Raw genomic sequence first — 15,768 nt, forward strand, 5'->3', positions numbered from 1 at the left:
ACACAGACAAAAACGGGGGCGCCTGGCCCCCGCTTTTTCTTGTATGTGGTAGCCGCAGATTAGATCTCGCGGGCAACCTCAATCACCTGGAACACCTCGATTTGGTCACCGACCTTCACATCGTTGTAGTTCTTCACGCCGACACCACATTCCATGCCGTTACGCACATCCTGCACATCGTCTTTGTAGCGACGCAGTGATTCAAGTTCACCTTCATAGATAACAACGTTTTCACGCAGTACCCGGATCGGTGCGCTACGCTTGATAACCCCTTCGGTCACCATACAACCGGCAATCGCGCCCAGTTTTGGTGACTTAAAGACATCACGCACTTCGGCCAGACCGATGATTTCCTGTTTGAATTCAGGTGCCAGCATACCACTCATGGCAGCTTTGACTTCATCAATCAAGTGATAGATAACGCTGTAGTAGCGTAAATCAATCTCTTCGGCTTCCAGCACTTTACGGGCAGACGCATCAGCACGGACGTTGAAGCCCAGCATGATAGCGCCCGACGCAGCTGCCAGTGACGCATCAGTTTCGGTGATACCACCCACACCACTGCCGACGATGTTCACTTTTACTTCGTCAGTAGACAGCTTGGTCAGCGATTCTGCAATGGCTTCAACAGAGCCTTGAACATCAGCTTTCAGAACAATGTTCAGTTCGCTCACTTCACCGGTCGCCATGTTAGCAAACATGTTTTCCAGTTTGGCTTTTTGCTGACGGGCCAGCTTAAGCTCGCGTTTTTTCTGATGACGCTTAGAGGCTACTTCACGGGCTTTACGCTCGTCACGAACCACAGCAGCATCTTCACCGGCAATCGGAACACCTGACAAGCCCAGTACTTCTACCGGAGTAGACGGACCGGCGACTTTGATTTCAATACCGTTTTCGTCACGCATTGCCCGTACACGGCCATATTCTTCGCCGCATAACAGGATATCGCCCAGGCGCAACTCGCCTTCCTGAACCAATACCGATGCTACCGGACCACGGCCCTTATCCAGACGCGATTCAATCACGATGCCGCGGCCGGCGCCTTTTTCAACTGCCTTCAGATCCAGCAGTTCTGCCTGCAGGTTGATAGCTTCTAACAGCTCGTCCACACCCATACCAGTCTTGGCCGAGACATTCACAAACTGGTGCTCGCCGCCCCACTCTTCTGAAATCACTTCCAGCTGAGACAGTTCGGTTTTCACGCGATCCGGATCGGCAGTTTCTTTATCCATCTTGTTGACCGCAACAATCAGCGGTACACCCGCGGCGCGGCTATGCTGGATAGCTTCTTTGGTTTGCGGCATTACACCATCATCGGCAGCCACCACCAGAATAACGATATCTGTGGCGGTTGCACCACGTGCCCGCATGGCGGTAAAGGCGGCGTGTCCTGGGGTGTCTAAGAAACAGATATCACCCGAGTCGACATTTACCTTGTACGCACCGATATGCTGCGTGATACCACCGGCTTCGCCAGCAGCCACTTTGGCACGGCGGATATAATCCAGCAGTGACGTTTTACCATGGTCAACGTGACCCATGATAGTTACTACCGGCGCACGCGGAGTAACTTCACGATCCGCTTCTTCGGCCAGCAGTTCTTCTTCCAGTGCGTTGTCGTTGACCAGCTCGTATTTGTGGCCCATTTCTTCAACCACCAGTACCGCCGTGTCCTGATCCAGCACCTGGTTGATGGTGGCCATCTCGCCCATTTTCATCATGGCTTTGATGACAGCATTAGACTTCACCGCCAGGCGGCTTGCCAGTTCGCCCACTGTAATAGTGGCGCCCAGTTTGACTACACGCTCAACAGGTTGAGCGGGTTTATTAAAGCTTTGCTTCAAATGTTCTCCTGCGTTTTTCTTCGACTTCTTACGACGTCGTGAAGAGCGCTCGACCTGCATGTCCTCTTCGTCTTCAGCTTCCTGTGCATAGCGATTGGAATGCAGGTGAACTTCTTCGGCTTCAGCGCGCTTACGACGCTCTTCTTCTTCCTTCCAGCGACGCTCATTTTCTTCAGCCAGTTTACGGGCCTCTTCGGCAGCGCGCTGCGCATCTTCTTCATATTTCTTCTGCGCTTCGGCTTCCTGCGCCTGGCGAAGACGTTCTTCTTCTTCGCGCGCAGCTTTGGCAGCGGCTTTTTCTTCCTCAGTCATGTGAGATTCATCGATCTCAGCTGCCTGAGCAGCTTCTTCAGCACGCTTGGCCTTGGCTTTTTCAGCCGCTTTTTTCGCTTCTTCAGCCGCTTTTTTGGCAGCGGCTTCCTGCTTAGCACGTTCTTCGGCCTGGCGCTTGGCTTCGGCTTCCGCGGCAGCTTTTTGCTCGGCTTCCTGCTTGGCGCGCAATTCTTCTTCTTCCTTGCGCTTTTGCTCTTCCACTTCGCTGCGTTTTACATAGGTGCGCTTTTTACGCACTTCAACCTTTACCGATTTGGATTTGCCCACACTCAGCGTACTGGTTGTCTTACGCTGCAATGTCATGCGTTTAGGTTCGCCTGTGCTGCCGGAGTTGCCGTGCTGCTGGCTTAAATGATCCAGCAGCTGTCGTTTTTCGTCTTCGGTCACCTGGTCGCCGGCACCTTTGCTGATGCCTGCATCTTTAAACTGAGTTACCAGACGGTCAACGGTTGTTCCGATGTCACTGGCGAGTTTTTCTACAGATACTTCTGCCATTACGTGTTAATCCCCTTGTTGACCTTATTCTTCGTTAAACCAAACGATATTACGGGCCGCCATGATCAGCGCACCGGCAGATTGCTCGTCCAGTTCATCAATATCGCTAATATCGTCTGTGCCCTGCTCAGCCAGCTCTTCCAGATCAGCGATGCCACGGCTGGCCAGCACATAAGCTACGTGCTTGGTCATGCCTTCTAAATTCAGCAGTGCTTCAGAAGGTTCAGCCCCTTCCAGGGTTTCTTCTGAAGCCAGTGCACGGGTGGTGAGGATGGCGCGCGCCCGATTACGCAGTTCTTCCACCATGTCTTCGTCCATGCCCTCGATGGCCAGCAATTCACTGACCGGCACATAGGCCACTTCTTCTAACGTGCTGAAACCTTCATCAATCAATACCAGGGCAAAATCTTCGTCGATATCCAGGTATTCAGTGAAGAGCTGCAGTACCCGCGAGTTCTCTTCTTCGTGCTTGGCATTCAGATCGTCGATGGTCATCACGTTCAGCTCCCAGCCAGTCAGCTGGCTGGCCAAACGTACATTTTGACCACTACGGCCGATGGCCTGGGCCAGGTTGTCGGCTTCGACTGCCACATCCATGGTATTGCGGTCTTCATCCACCACAATCGAGGCGACTTCAGCCGGGGCCATCGCATTGATAACAAATTGTGCCGGGTTTTCATCCCACAGCACAATATCAACACGCTCGCCGCCCAACTCACCAGATACTGCCTGTACCCGTGAACCACGCATTCCCACACAGGCACCAACCGGGTCCAAACGCTTGTCGTTGGTTTTAACTGCAATCTTGGCGCGTGAACCTGGATCCCGAGCCGCAGATTTGATTTCTAATGTTTCTTCAGCAATCTCCGGCACTTCCAGACGGAACAGCTCTACCAGCATGTCCGGATGGGTACGGCTGATAAACAGCTGCGCGCCACGAGCTTCCGGGCGGATCACATACAACAGACCACGCACCCGGTCACCTGGACGGAATGTTTCGCGTGGCAGCATATCATCACGGTAAATCACGCCTTCGGCGTTGTTACCCAGATCCACAATAATATTGTCGCGGTTAACCTTTTTCACCGTACCGGTGACCAGCTCTCCCACTTTGTCTTCGTATTCAGCGATCATCTGCGCACGTTCTGCTTCACGTACTTTTTGCACGATGACCTGTTTGGCAGTCTGCGTGGTGATGCGGTCAAATTTAATCGATTCGATTTGCTCTTCCACATAATCACCCGGCTGCACATCCGGCTCGTCAATCTGTGCAGCTGACAGGGTCAGCTCTGCATACGGGTTGGTTTGTTCCTGATCATCAGGAATTACCTGCCAGCGGCGGAAGGTATCAAAATCACCGGTGGTCTGATCAATGCTGACCCGTACTTCGATGTCGCCCTCGTTTTTCTTTTTCGTGGCGCTGGCAATTGCAAATTCCAGCGCTTCAAAGATTTTTTCCCTGGGCACTTGTTTTTCATTTGAAACGGCTTCCGCCACTAACAAAATTTCTTTATTCATTTTCGCCTCACTGATGCTTCCTAATGAAAGCGCGTGCTGTTCCTTTAGTCGTAAGTGGGAACAACGTTAGCTTTATCGATATTCGCCACAGCTAACTGGAACTGCTGGCCATCCACTTCAACACTCACCGTGCCGTTTTCACAGCGGGTAAGTCGTCCTTTAAAATTGCGTCTGTTATCCATTGGCATGGTCAGACGAATCTGCACTACTTCACCTACAGCCTGTTGAAAATGATGTTCTTTGAACAGCGGTCGCTCCATGCCCGGAGAAGACACTTCTAGGTTATATTCGGTGCTAATGGGGTCTTCGACATCAAGAATGGCACTGGCCTGATAACTGACGTCCGCACAATCATCGACGGTAATCCCATTTTCATGATCAATAAAAACACGCAAGATCGAGTGTTTACCGGCACGAACAAACTCTACCCCAACCAGTTCAAAGCCCAAGGCTTCCACGGCTGGCTCAAGCATTTCGGTCAGTTTATCTTCAAGTTTTGCCAATCCTAATCTCCAAAAACAAAAAAAGGGCCTAAAAGCCCAACCGTTGTGTATAACCTTGCCAGAGCAAAATGGCTCACAATTCATACAACAAAAAGCCCCGGACCAGCGGGGCTTTCTATACAAAACTGAACCCTAACCACCAGACCGGCAGTTACACACATTCAGCCTTCGCGACACTGCAAGGCCAAACGGCTGAGCACCAAACATTGCGTAAAAGCAGCTGGCCCCAGCAAGTAGTTGGTGCACAGTATACTGATTCAGCACCGCTTTGACAACCTGCCTAGTCATCTTTCCAACGAGCTTTGATGGATAAAATCTGCTCCAGATTCTGCTCCAGCAGCTTAATCAGGCGCGGTTCAAAATGCCGGCCCTTTTGTTCATGCATCAGCGCCATGGTTTTCTCGACACTCCAGGCATCTTTATAGGGGCGCTTGCTGGTCAGTGCATCAAACACATCGGCCACCGCCACAATACGTCCCTCCACCGGGATGTTCTCACCGGCCAAGCCATTGGGGTAGCCACTGCCATCCCATTTCTCATGATGGGTCAGTGCCACTGTTTTGGCGATTTGCAGTAATTCACTGTCGGCATCGCCGAGAATTTCCGCACCGATTTGCGGATGGGTTTTCATTACCGCAAATTCTTCCTCGGTCAGCTTTCCAGGTTTAAGCATGATGCTATCGGGAATTCCGATTTTGCCGATATCATGCATGGGGGCTGCGTGCAGCAGCACTTCTGCTTGTTGCTCACTAAAGCCATAGGCCCGTGCCAATACTTTAGAGTAATGGCTCATGCGCAGCACATGCATGCCGGTTTCATTGTCTTTGTATTCGGCCGCTCGCCCCAGCCGCTGCACTACCTGCAACCGGGTACGCTTAAGCTCATCAGCCTGCACCAGCGACAAATGGGTTTTGACCCGCGCCAGCACCACAGGGGCACTGATGGGCTTGGTGATATAGTCAACCCCGCCTACTTCAAAACCGTGGGCTTCATCGTGCTCGTCGTTGAGTGCAGTGACAAAAATCACCGGCAGGTGCGCGGTGGCCGCGTCGGCCTTAAGCGCTTTGCACACCTCAAAGCCGGTCATATCGGGCATCATCACATCGGTAAGCACCAGGTCCGGGCGCTGTTCGTGGGCCAGCCGGATCGCCTGCTCACCATTTTTAGCAAAAATCAAATGATAGTACGGGGCCAGTAACTGTTTTAGCACCCGCAAATTTACTGGTTCATCATCGACCAGTAACAAAGAAGATTTAGAGGCTGTCGACGGCATGGCTGTCCTCTTGGTTCGGTTTCTCTTGGTTTGATTTGTTTAGCACAGCCTGCAACTGTTGCAATTGGCCCAGCGCTGTATCAAATTCAAAATCATCGATGGCCGTTAAGATGGTTTCCACAGTGCCCTGATAAGCGCCTAACGAGACCGCCTGCAACTCAGCGACCACTGCTTCATCTAGCTGATTGCGACCGACACTCAGTTGTAGCTGGTTAAGCTTATCGACCAGCCAGGTGTTTTCCACAGCCGGGCGGTCTACCTCTTTGATGGCATGTTCACGCACCCAGGGGTGGCGGCGTAGTGCCTGCTGCTGTTGCCCAATCTCTGCTAACTTGGTTTGCGCAGCCTGAGGGTCGTTATGCTGTTGCTCCAGCGCAGCAAACAAAGGGGTCAGGCTTATCAGGGCCAGATTGCCACTTACCCCTTTTAAGCTGTGGGCCAGCATTTTGAGCTGGCTAAAGCGCCCGGCTGCCAGGTGGCTGTCCAGTGCGCTGATCTCCTCGGTCAGGCGGTGTAAAAAGCGCTGTACCTCTAGACCCAGGCGCGGTTCATCGCCCCATAGCATCACGCCCTGACGCACATCAATCAGTTTGGCAGAGGCTTTTGGATGTGTAGCGGAGTCATCCGGCATGGCGGGTAGTGCCACTGATAACACCCGCGCCATTTCGGCATTCAGTTGCGTATAATCCACCGGTTTGTTGGCAAAGCCCTGCATTCCGGCAGCGTGGGCGGCATCTTTATCCTGCAGCAACACACTGGCAGTCAGAGCAATAATAGGCAGTGATGGCAAAGAATGAGCCTGTTCATACGCGCGCCGTTCGCGCGCGGCAGCCAATCCGTCCATCACCGGCATCTGCAAATCCATTAATACCAAGTCAAACGAATGGTCACGCATCATCGCCAAGGCTTGTTCGCCATTTTGCGCGGTAGTCACCGTATGGCCGTGGCGGCCTAGCAACAGCTCAATGAGATCCAGATTTTGCTGGATATCGTCCACCACCAAAATGCGTTGCGCAGGTAGCTCTGTCAGTTGCCCACTGACTTCCAGCGCCGGTGTGCTGGCTGGCTGCACTGGCAGTTCAAACCAGAACGTGGAGCCCCGGCCCAAGGTTGAATTGGCTTCGATACGCCCACCCATCAGCTCCACCAGTTGTTTGGAAATGGTGGTGCCTAAGCCGGTACCGCCATAGCGGCGGCTCATGGATGCATCAGCCTGGGCAAAGGCATCAAATACCCGCGCCAGTTGCTCCTCATCCATGCCAATGCCGCTATCTTCGATGGTAAATCGCACGCCGGTGGCCACCGGTGCCACAGTCACGGTCACCGCGCCCTGCTCGGTAAACTTGATAGCATTGCCGATAATATTAGACAGCACCTGACGCAGGCGCTCAGGGGCACCGTGAAACGCGCGTTGCAATCCGGTATCCAGACGCACTTCGAAATTCAGCGATTTACGCCGCGCTTCCAGCCAGAAGGTACTGATGACAGTGTCTACTTCATCGGCCAGAATAAAGTCGCGGTATTCTAAGTCCAGCTTACCTTTATCTAGCTTGGCACTGTTAAGAATATCATTGAGCAAGTGCAGCAAAGAGCGTGCTGAGCGGTTGATGGTTACCACATGTTTGTGCTGTTCTGCCGGTAAGGCCGAGTCCATTAACACATCGGAAAAGCCGATAATGGCATTCATGGGCGTGCGAATTTCGTGGCTCATGTTGGCCAAAAAGGCAGCGCGCGCAGCCGCAGCTTGTTCGGCGGCTTCTTTGGCCACCACCAGTTGCTCTTCCATTTCCCGGCGCGCAGTGATATCAAAAATAAATCCGTCTATCCAGGTGTCGCGGGTTTCAACATCACAAACTTTTACGCCCTGCTCCTGCAACCAGCGTATCCGGCCATCTTTGTGGATAATCCGGTATTCTAAAAAGAAAGCATTGTTGGTCGTGACATCTTTAAGCACATTGTCTTTGTCGTCGGGATGGTACAAATCGTTGAAGCTGCGCGTTGGGTTCGGTAATTCAAAATCGACGGCCGGATAACCGGTGATTTCTTCCACCGCGTCGGTGATAAACACCATCGGCCAGTCATTGTTATCTAAGCAGCGGTAGGCGATACCTGGTACGTGGTTGAAAAACGAGCGGAATTTAGCTTCGCTCTCGCGCAAGGCTTTTTCCATTTCAATGCGCTCACGGATATCACTGATAAACGCGACAAAATAATCGTTGTCATTGACGGTGGTATGCCCCACCCCGACGCGTACGGCTATCGCGTGGCCGGCTTTATGAATAGCAGCAACATCCCGGTTGGCTCCCACGATGTGCAGCCAGGCACTGCTGGTCTTGCGCTCACCGTTAAACAACTGCCGGTAGATACTGTGTTTGTCCTGCGGGATCAGACGCAAAATACTGTTGCCGCGTAATTCATGCGGTTGGTAACCAAAAATCAGGCTGATCGCCGGGTTGGTATTTAAAATGGTGCCATCACCGTTCAGGGTGATAACGCCATCGACCGCGGTATCCATCATCGCTTTTAACGTGCGCTCGCTTTCGTGGGCACGCTGCATGGTATTTTTATATTTCACCAGCAGGCTCACACCCAGCGCTAGAATGATAAATACAACGATGATAAAGGTGACCGCGGCAGCCAGCAGTACAGAAAACTCGTCTGCAGCAGTTGCCATATCCGAGCCAGCAGGCCGCACAAACCGCGCCGCCGCCATGCCAGTGTAATGCATACCGCATATCGCCAGTCCCATCACCACACTGGCGATCGCAGTGACAAACCGGCCGGTACCGCGCAATATTTGGATGCGGTTTAACCCATATCGGATCCATAACGCCAGCATCGCCAGGATCACCGCTACACCGATAGATAAACCGAAAGTAGCCGGGTCATAGCGCAGCATCATAGACATTTTCATGGCAGCCATGCCGGCATAATGCATGCTGCCAATGCCAGCACCCACCAATATGCCACCGACCATAATGTGCATGCGGTTGAGCCGTGGTCGGCTCAAAATGTGCAGCGCAATCCAGGCAGCACTCCAGCCAGGTAAGAAGGACACAGCAGTCAGCCCCCAGCTGTATATTACCGGGGTACCTAAATTAAACGCCAGCATGCCCACAAAATGCATGCCCCAGATCCCAGTGCCAAGCGCCAGACTGCCCACCGCCAATAGCAAATGCTTTTGCACAGCTTTGGTGACCACCGCTGCCTGGCCGGCAACAGTAAAGGCCATAAACGAGGCAAAAATTGCAATAAATAACGACAAACTGACCAGCGGCAGGGAATAGCTGCCCTGCATCACAGTGCCGGATTGAGGGATGGCGAACTGCGCAAGTAACCACTCAAGCATGAGGTAAATTCCGTATCACAGCTATCAGGGCACCGGGACGGTATCGGGTACGATGCGTATCAGCACCTGATGAGTATTAATAGCGGCTTGTTTTGACGACAAAAAAAGCGCTCAACCAGGGCCTATACGATAGCATTAGCCAGGCTGCAGCCCTACGGCCGAGCCTGACTGGCAGTGATACAAAGGTATTGTATTTTGTACTTAAAATCTAAGTTATTGAGTGATCCAACAACGAATCAGCGTAAAAAATTATCTTTTAGCAGGTCAATCACTTCATCCGTGCGCCCGTTAAGCACGGCTTTCATACCAAACAACGAGGTCTTGGCCACCTGCCCGGCTTCGATTTCTGGCGGCATTACCAGCTCCATGCGATTGACCTTTACGTCCAGCAGCGCTGGGCCGTCGTGGGCCAGCCATTGTTGCACCGACTGCTCAAGCTGGTCAGGGTGCGTAACCTGCCAGCCAGTCATACCGCAGGCTGCGGCCACATTGGCAAAATTCGGATTTTTCAGACCGGTGTAATTGTCCAGCATGCCTTCCACCCGCTGTTCCATTTCTACAAACCCCAGCGACGCATTGTTAAATACCGCCAGTTTGACCGGCATTTCTTGTTGCACCAGGGTCAGCAAATCCCCCATCAACATGGTCATACCGCCATCCCCGCACAGCGCAATCACCTGGCGTTGCGGGTATGCATGGCTGATCCCCAGCGCCTGCGGATAGGCATTGGCCATGGTGCCGTGTGACATACTGGCTAAAAAGCGCCGGTCGCTGTGGGCCCGGATATGGCGTAGCATCCATACCATGGGAGAGCCGCCATCAGCGGTAAAAATGGCATCGTCAGCAGCGTATTGATCAATATACTGGGCCAGCCGCTGCGGATGAATCAGGCCCTTATCAGAGCGGGCGCTCTGTTCATAGTGTGCCAGATCATCCTGCCACTGCGCCTGGATAGCGTCCAGATGCTGGCTGTCGGTGTTATCCGGACAGTGCTTCAGTAATTCCTGTGCGGTATGTTTGGCATCCCCCACCAGGCCAATATCCACCGGCGCCCGTTTGCCAATATTGGCCGGATTGGTGTCAATCTGCACAATGGTCGCGTGTTCTGGCCAGTACTGGGTGTAGGCAAAATCAGTCCCAAAGCACAGTACAAGATCGGCTTCCTGCATGGCGCGCAGCCCGGCTTTGTTGCCCAGGATACCGGTCATGCCAACACTTAACGGGTTATCTCGCTCGATAAATTCTTTGGCTTTAGTAGTATGCACAATCGGTGCGTTGAGCTTGTTGCCCAGAGCAATCAATTCATCGCGCGCCTGCCGGGCACCGATTCCGGCATAAATAGTGATTTTGCTATGCTCGGCCAGCAGTTGGCGCACCGGTTCAAGCGCTTGTGGCGATGGTGTAATGTGCGGCGGGCTGACCCGCACCTGCCAGGGCATGGAATCATCACATTGTTGTTTAAACATATCGCCATTGACCACGACCACTGCCACGCCACCTTTGGCCAGTGCCGCCTGTGCGGCCATGGTCACCATGCGACGGGTTTGATCAGGGTGACTCAGGCGCTCACAAAAGACCGAGTATTGTTCGTACAACTTTTTTTGGTCAACTTCCTGCGGAAACTGAAAGCCTTCTTCGGCGCGATCGATATTGGTGGCAATAAATACCACGGGAGCGCCATTGCGATGGCTCTCAAACAGGCCATTAATAAAGTGCAAGCTGCCCGGGCCACAGGTGCCGGCACACACCGCCAGCTGGCCGGTCATGTAGGCCTCGGCGCCAGCGGCAAATCCGGCCACTTCTTCGTGGCGCACCGACACCCATTCCAGATCAGAACCGGCAATAGCATTGGTAAAATGATTGATGGTGTCGCCCACAATGCCATAACAGCGGCGTGCGCCAGCCTTTAATAAGGTGGTAGTGATAACTTCTGAAACGGTTTTGCTCACAGGAATGCTCCATGCCAGTGACAGAGCCAGGGGTGATAAGAGCGGCTCTGTGAAGAAAGATGGCATAGGTACGCGCCGCTAAGGAAGCCGGCCCAGCCGGACTAACGCGCATACAAAAAAACCGCTGATTTCAGCGGTTTTTTCAAAATGTGGTTGCGGGAGCTGGATTTGAACCAACGACCTTCGGGTTATGAGCCCGACGAGCTACCAGACTGCTCCATCCCGCGCTTGTATTGTATATGCCTGTTACTGGTATAACAAGCTAAGTGCTGGTTGCGGGAGCTGGATTTGAACCAACGACCTTCGGGTTATGAGCCCGACGAGCTACCAGACTGCTCCATCCCGCGCTTGTGCACTTATTGTCACGCAGCATCGCTATGCTTATCTGCGTATTTTATTGGCTGGTCTTACCGGCCAATAAAGGTGGTTGCGGGAGCTGGATTTGAACCAACGACCTTCGGGTTATGAGCCCGACGAGCTACCAGACTGCTCCATCCCGCGTCTGAATCTTGTTTGAACTGTGAGAGCTTCTGGTGTCTCCCGTTCAAGTGGTGCGTATTATACATAGCGTTTGAGGCTTGGCAAGAGCCACAACAACGAAACTCGTAAACTTTTGATTAAACGCTGCTTTATTAGCCAACCTGCTGATTAAACCGGCAATACCGCCTCTTTCAGCCCACCCTAACGGAATTTTTCCATCTTTTCAGCCAGCTTAAAATCCAGTTCTGTTAACCCGTCGGCATCATGGGTAGTCAATGTTACCTCTACCTTATTATATACGTTGAACCACTCTGGATGGTGCGACAATTTTTCAGCCCAAATGGCAATTTGCGACATCCAGCCAAATGCGCGGATAAAACTTTTGAATTTAAATGTCTTGCTGATCTTATCGCCTTGCTGCTGCCACTGGGCATCGTCGGCGGCCAGCTGATTAAGTTGTGCCAGTGCTGAATCAATCTGTGCTTGCGAAAGTTTATCTGCCATATCTGCTCCTGTAGCCGGCTGGGCCGGTTGCTATATTGAAAAAACTACGTTAGCACGAAGTATGCAGAATTTTTGCTCAACCTGGGCAAATTTTTCGTATAAACCGCACATAAGAGTTTACAGCTTGATTTTATAGCAAATTTTCACTGTATCGGTAGCTTTTACCGGCGGTCTGTCGCGCTGAGTAGTCAAAACAGGACGGCCAGTGTGGTGGCATGACTGGCTTTAGCCGGGCGAGGACAAGGCTCCTGCCGGTATTGCACCCCAAAGTTGGACGGCGCGCTCATAATGGAACAGATTTTGATTCACTGGAACAGATTCTGATAGTGCTATTGCATAGTGGCTGGTAACCAGGCTGACCTGCGGTCGGTAAGATAAAGGAGAGGCATGGAATTTCCGCAATTAGACAAAGTCTATGAGCTGGTAAATGGTAAGTTACAAACCTGGCTGGAAGAAGGCATTAAGCATCTGCCTAATCTGGTAGTGGCTATTTTGATTGCCATCGTGTTTGGCATTTTAGCCAAAACCCTGGGCAGCGCGTTACGCCGCATTCTGCGCCGGGCCTTTGAATCGCGTCAGATTGCCGATTTGCTTACTGCCATTGCCAAATCCGTGATTGTCATTGCCGGGATATTTATTGCACTGGATTTTGTCGGCCTGCAGGGCACAGTAACCTCGTTGCTGGCTGGTGCCGGTATAGTAGGCCTGGCCATCGGCTTTGCGTTTCAGGATATGACCGAAAATTTTATTGCTGGCATTGCCATGGGGATCCGCAAGCCTTTTGAAATTGGTGATGTAATAAAAGCTGATGGGGTATTTGGCAATGTAAAGTCGATAAATTTGCGAAACACGCTGGTGGAAACCTTTTATGGCCAGCTGGAGATCATCCCTAACAAGATCTTGTTTCGCAATATTTTGACTAATTACAGTGTGCTGGGCTACCGGCGCATTGAAGTGCCGGTGGGCATTTCCTACGCCGATGATCCGCAAAAAGCGCGCGAGGTCATTGTGGCGGCGTTAAAGGAAAAGCCTTATGTGATCCGTAAAGAAGAAACCAACGTGTATGCCGAATCGTTTGGCGACAGCAGTGTGAATTTGCTGGTTTGGTTTTGGATCCAATACCCGGGCGAGCATGATTTTATGAGTGTACGACATGATGCGGTGGTGACAGTGCGGCAGGTCTTAAATGACAACGACATTCTCATCCCCTTTCCTATTCGGACACTGGATTTTGATGCCAAGGGCGGCAAACCCCTGGACGGCATGTTGCAAAATGTCCGGCCAGCCACGCAGGATGCGTCAACCGAGCAACACCCAGATTCAGACCACCAGCGTGGCGCGACAGGCAATGCCGATGCGCCCGACCAGGGCGAGTCTGCACCTGATCAATAAAACCCAACGTAAGGAGCTACACATGAAAGCATTGTTTACTTCAAGAACTGTCAGAACCCGTTATTTTGTCATTTTAATGGCCTTTTTGGGCTCGCTGATGACAGGGTGCGCCACGATGGAAGGTGCCGGCGAAGATATCGAGTCAGCCGGTGAAGAAATATCTGAAACCGCAGAAGACGCTTCAAACTAAGATCACAGGGCCGCTCAGGCCCTGTTCTTTTTAAGTTTATCGTCCTGCTACTCATCCATCTTACTGGCCACCCAACGAATATCACTATCAAAGCCTTGTATGCATCCGCCTGTTTTTTATAAGATGCAGTTATTATCCAGCACAGAGATAGCATGTGACAGGCACGCGGCAACCCCTACCGGTAAATCTTAATCGAATCGACCTCAATTTATTTGCAGTGTTTGACGCTATTTATACTGCAGGCAGCCTGACCAAAGCTGCTGATGTGTTATGTATCACCCAGCCGGCAGTATCTAATTCACTGGCCCGCTTACGCGACATGCTCAATGATCCCTTATTTGTTCGTACCGGCCATTCCATGACCCCTACGCCAGTAGCCCAGAATATCATTGTGCCGGCCCGCGAAGCTCTGCGGTTGTTACGCACCAGTGTACAAGATAGCCATGTATTTAATCCGCAAACCTCGCAAAAGTCCTTTAATTTTGCCAGTCGGGACTTGCTGGAAGTCAGTATCATGCCGCGCCTGATGGCTCGATTACAGCAGGTTGCGCCCGGGATCAGCCTGACCAATTATGAAATCAGCCGGGCCCAGGTGGTGGCAGCCATGGCCAGCGGCAGCCTGGATTTTTTTGCCGATGCCTCAGCATTTACCGACCCGCATCTGTGCAAACAAAAAATTGCTGAAGATCAGTTTGTGGTGCTGGCTCGCCCGGATCATCCAGCACTGCAGGATGGCCTGGATTTGAAAACCTTTTTGCAGCTGGGACATATTCATGTGTCACAGCGTAAGAGCGGCCCCGGTCCTGTAGATATCGAATTAGATAAATTAGGCAAAAAACGTCGTATTGTGATGCGTGGCCAGCATTTTTTGACAGTCCCCAGTGCCATTGTAAAAACCGACCTGATTGCGTGTATGCCTTATCATCTGGCCAAACATTATGATTTGGCTATTTTTGACCTGCCTTTTGAATTGCCACCCATCGAGTATTTTTTATATTGGCATGTGAGTGCTGATCATGATCAGGCCCATATGTGGATGCGCGATCAAATCACCCGTGTCGCTACGGCTTACCAACCGCACTGATGATTGGGCGCTGTTGATTGCGTACTGCTTATCGCTCTGAACACGAACCTGCCAGTCAGGCTCACGCTCAATCCCTGCGCTAAAATGTTAATTCACCCCAGCAGAATGTTATAACTTGCTGATCATGCGAAAAATATTTCTAACCTTCCTGCTCACGTATTGACTAAAAAGCTTTATTTTCAAACACTTGATTGTGAAAAAACACACTTATGCAGGGTTTTGTTATTAAGCAACATACTTAAGTATCGGCGTTGCTGTTTTTCTAAACAACGGATTTTTGTTTAATAGCTCCCGAACAAACACACCGCTCGGTATTAAAAAGCAATTAGGAAAAAACCATGTTGAAAATCGTTAAAACCTCTTTAGCTGTTGCTGCTGCTTCTTTGCTGTTTTCAGGTTCTGCTAACGCAGGGGTTGAAGATGCGCTGGCCAACATTTGTACAATTGTACAAGCAAACGACAAGGGTGAACTGCGTAAAAAAATGCGTGCTGTTCAGTCGGATTACCGTTTAAAACTGCATGATTACTATGCAGGCGTGAGCTGCAACGGCCTGAGCCTTATCCGTACCGCCATTGAAAGCAATGCGGTAGATGTAGGCACACTGCTGGTGAAAAAAATGCCTTCTCGCGAACTGCAAAACCCTGAAGCTGATGGCAAAACGCTGCAAGCGTGGATTGCTGAAAATGGCTTTCAAAGCAGCCCTATCGCCAGTGAGCTGCAATCACGCATCTAAGCGTGCCAGTTACATGACCATGTACCCTTTCAACATGGTTGCGGGCTTCGGCCCGCGCAAGCGGCCCTCATTGAGGGCCGCGACTTATTAAGCGTGTTGATGACACACGCAACCTAAAAA

Annotated in this window: 11 protein-coding genes and 3 tRNA genes; 4 read left to right on the forward strand and 10 right to left on the reverse strand. The window is 51.6% G+C overall.

What is annotated here, in order from left to right; genetic code table 11:
• Positions 1–59 precede the first annotated feature (59 nt).
• The 10 genes from infB to ACTUJZ_RS04385 all read right to left on the reverse strand — a co-directional run bounded on the left by infB (position 60) and on the right by ACTUJZ_RS04385 (position 12,248).
• Positions 60–2,672, reverse strand: a complete 2,613-nt coding sequence (gene infB, locus ACTUJZ_RS04340; protein WP_463635027.1) for a translation initiation factor IF-2 — start codon at positions 2,670–2,672, stop codon at positions 60–62.
• A gap of 24 nt (positions 2,673–2,696) precedes the next feature.
• A complete protein-coding gene (gene nusA / locus ACTUJZ_RS04345; RefSeq protein ID WP_463635028.1) occupies positions 2,697–4,190 on the reverse strand; it encodes a transcription termination factor NusA in 1,494 nt (497 codons plus the stop codon).
• A 44-nt stretch (positions 4,191–4,234) separates the two neighbouring features.
• Positions 4,235–4,693, reverse strand: coding sequence for a ribosome maturation factor RimP (gene rimP / locus ACTUJZ_RS04350; RefSeq protein ID WP_463635029.1), 459 nt, complete (start codon positions 4,691–4,693; stop codon positions 4,235–4,237).
• Positions 4,694–4,973: 280 nt separating this feature from the next.
• Positions 4,974–5,966 carry a response regulator gene (locus tag ACTUJZ_RS04355; RefSeq protein ID WP_463635030.1) on the reverse strand — a complete coding sequence of 331 codons (993 nt, stop codon included), beginning with the start codon at positions 5,964–5,966 and terminating at the stop codon, positions 4,974–4,976.
• A complete protein-coding gene (locus tag ACTUJZ_RS04360; protein ID WP_463635031.1) occupies positions 5,947–9,315 on the reverse strand; it encodes an MHYT domain-containing protein in 3,369 nt (1,122 codons plus the stop codon). The genes ACTUJZ_RS04355 and ACTUJZ_RS04360 overlap by 20 nt, the downstream gene beginning before the upstream one ends.
• Positions 9,316–9,551: 236 nt before the next feature.
• Positions 9,552–11,264, reverse strand: a complete 1,713-nt coding sequence (locus ACTUJZ_RS04365) for a thiamine pyrophosphate-dependent enzyme (RefSeq protein WP_463635032.1) — start codon at positions 11,262–11,264, stop codon at positions 9,552–9,554.
• 150 nt (positions 11,265–11,414) lie between these two features.
• Positions 11,415–11,491, reverse strand: a tRNA-Met gene (locus ACTUJZ_RS04370).
• 43 nt (positions 11,492–11,534) lie between these two features.
• Positions 11,535–11,611, reverse strand: a tRNA-Met gene (locus tag ACTUJZ_RS04375).
• 77 nt (positions 11,612–11,688) lie between these two features.
• Positions 11,689–11,765, reverse strand: a tRNA-Met gene (locus tag ACTUJZ_RS04380).
• A 180-nt stretch (positions 11,766–11,945) separates the two neighbouring features.
• Complete coding sequence (locus ACTUJZ_RS04385; protein WP_463635033.1) at positions 11,946–12,248, reverse strand: 4a-hydroxytetrahydrobiopterin dehydratase; 303 nt, start codon at positions 12,246–12,248, stop codon at positions 11,946–11,948.
• 387 nt (positions 12,249–12,635) lie between these two features.
• Here ACTUJZ_RS04385 and ACTUJZ_RS04390 point away from each other — a divergent pair, with 387 nt between their 5' ends.
• From ACTUJZ_RS04390 to ACTUJZ_RS04405, 4 genes are all read left to right on the forward strand, one after another.
• Positions 12,636–13,640, forward strand: a complete 1,005-nt coding sequence (locus ACTUJZ_RS04390) for a mechanosensitive ion channel family protein (RefSeq protein WP_463635034.1) — start codon at positions 12,636–12,638, stop codon at positions 13,638–13,640.
• Between the two features lie 76 nt (positions 13,641–13,716).
• Positions 13,717–13,830: an entericidin A/B family lipoprotein gene (locus ACTUJZ_RS04395; RefSeq protein ID WP_463635245.1), complete on the forward strand. Its 114-nt coding sequence runs from the start codon at positions 13,717–13,719 to the stop codon at positions 13,828–13,830.
• 154 nt (positions 13,831–13,984) lie between these two features.
• Positions 13,985–14,914: a LysR family transcriptional regulator gene (locus ACTUJZ_RS04400; protein ID WP_463635035.1), complete on the forward strand. Its 930-nt coding sequence runs from the start codon at positions 13,985–13,987 to the stop codon at positions 14,912–14,914.
• A 338-nt stretch (positions 14,915–15,252) separates the two neighbouring features.
• Complete coding sequence (locus ACTUJZ_RS04405; RefSeq protein WP_463635036.1) at positions 15,253–15,648, forward strand: DUF3718 domain-containing protein; 396 nt, start codon at positions 15,253–15,255, stop codon at positions 15,646–15,648.
• Positions 15,649–15,768 lie beyond the last annotated feature (120 nt).

This window comes from Alteromonas sp. WD8-37, assembly GCF_055326825.1.

What these genes read in the sequence shown, in the direction of transcription:
- infB (WP_463635027.1), bottom strand. Translation starts at nt 2,672, where the DNA reads ATGGCAGAAGTATCTGTAGAAAAACTCGCCAGTGACATCGGAACAACC.
- nusA (WP_463635028.1), bottom strand. Translation starts at nt 4,190, where the DNA reads ATGAATAAAGAAATTTTGTTAGTGGCGGAAGCCGTTTCAAATGAAAAA.
- ACTUJZ_RS04355 (WP_463635030.1), bottom strand. Translation starts at nt 5,966, where the DNA reads ATGCCGTCGACAGCCTCTAAATCTTCTTTGTTACTGGTCGATGATGAA.
- ACTUJZ_RS04360 (WP_463635031.1), bottom strand. Translation starts at nt 9,315, where the DNA reads ATGCTTGAGTGGTTACTTGCGCAGTTCGCCATCCCTCAATCCGGCACT.
- ACTUJZ_RS04385 (WP_463635033.1), bottom strand. Translation starts at nt 12,248, where the DNA reads ATGGCAGATAAACTTTCGCAAGCACAGATTGATTCAGCACTGGCACAA.
- ACTUJZ_RS04390 (WP_463635034.1), top strand. Translation starts at nt 12,636, where the DNA reads ATGGAATTTCCGCAATTAGACAAAGTCTATGAGCTGGTAAATGGTAAG.
- ACTUJZ_RS04395 (WP_463635245.1), top strand. Translation starts at nt 13,717, where the DNA reads ATGGCCTTTTTGGGCTCGCTGATGACAGGGTGCGCCACGATGGAAGGT.
- ACTUJZ_RS04405 (WP_463635036.1), top strand. Translation starts at nt 15,253, where the DNA reads ATGTTGAAAATCGTTAAAACCTCTTTAGCTGTTGCTGCTGCTTCTTTG.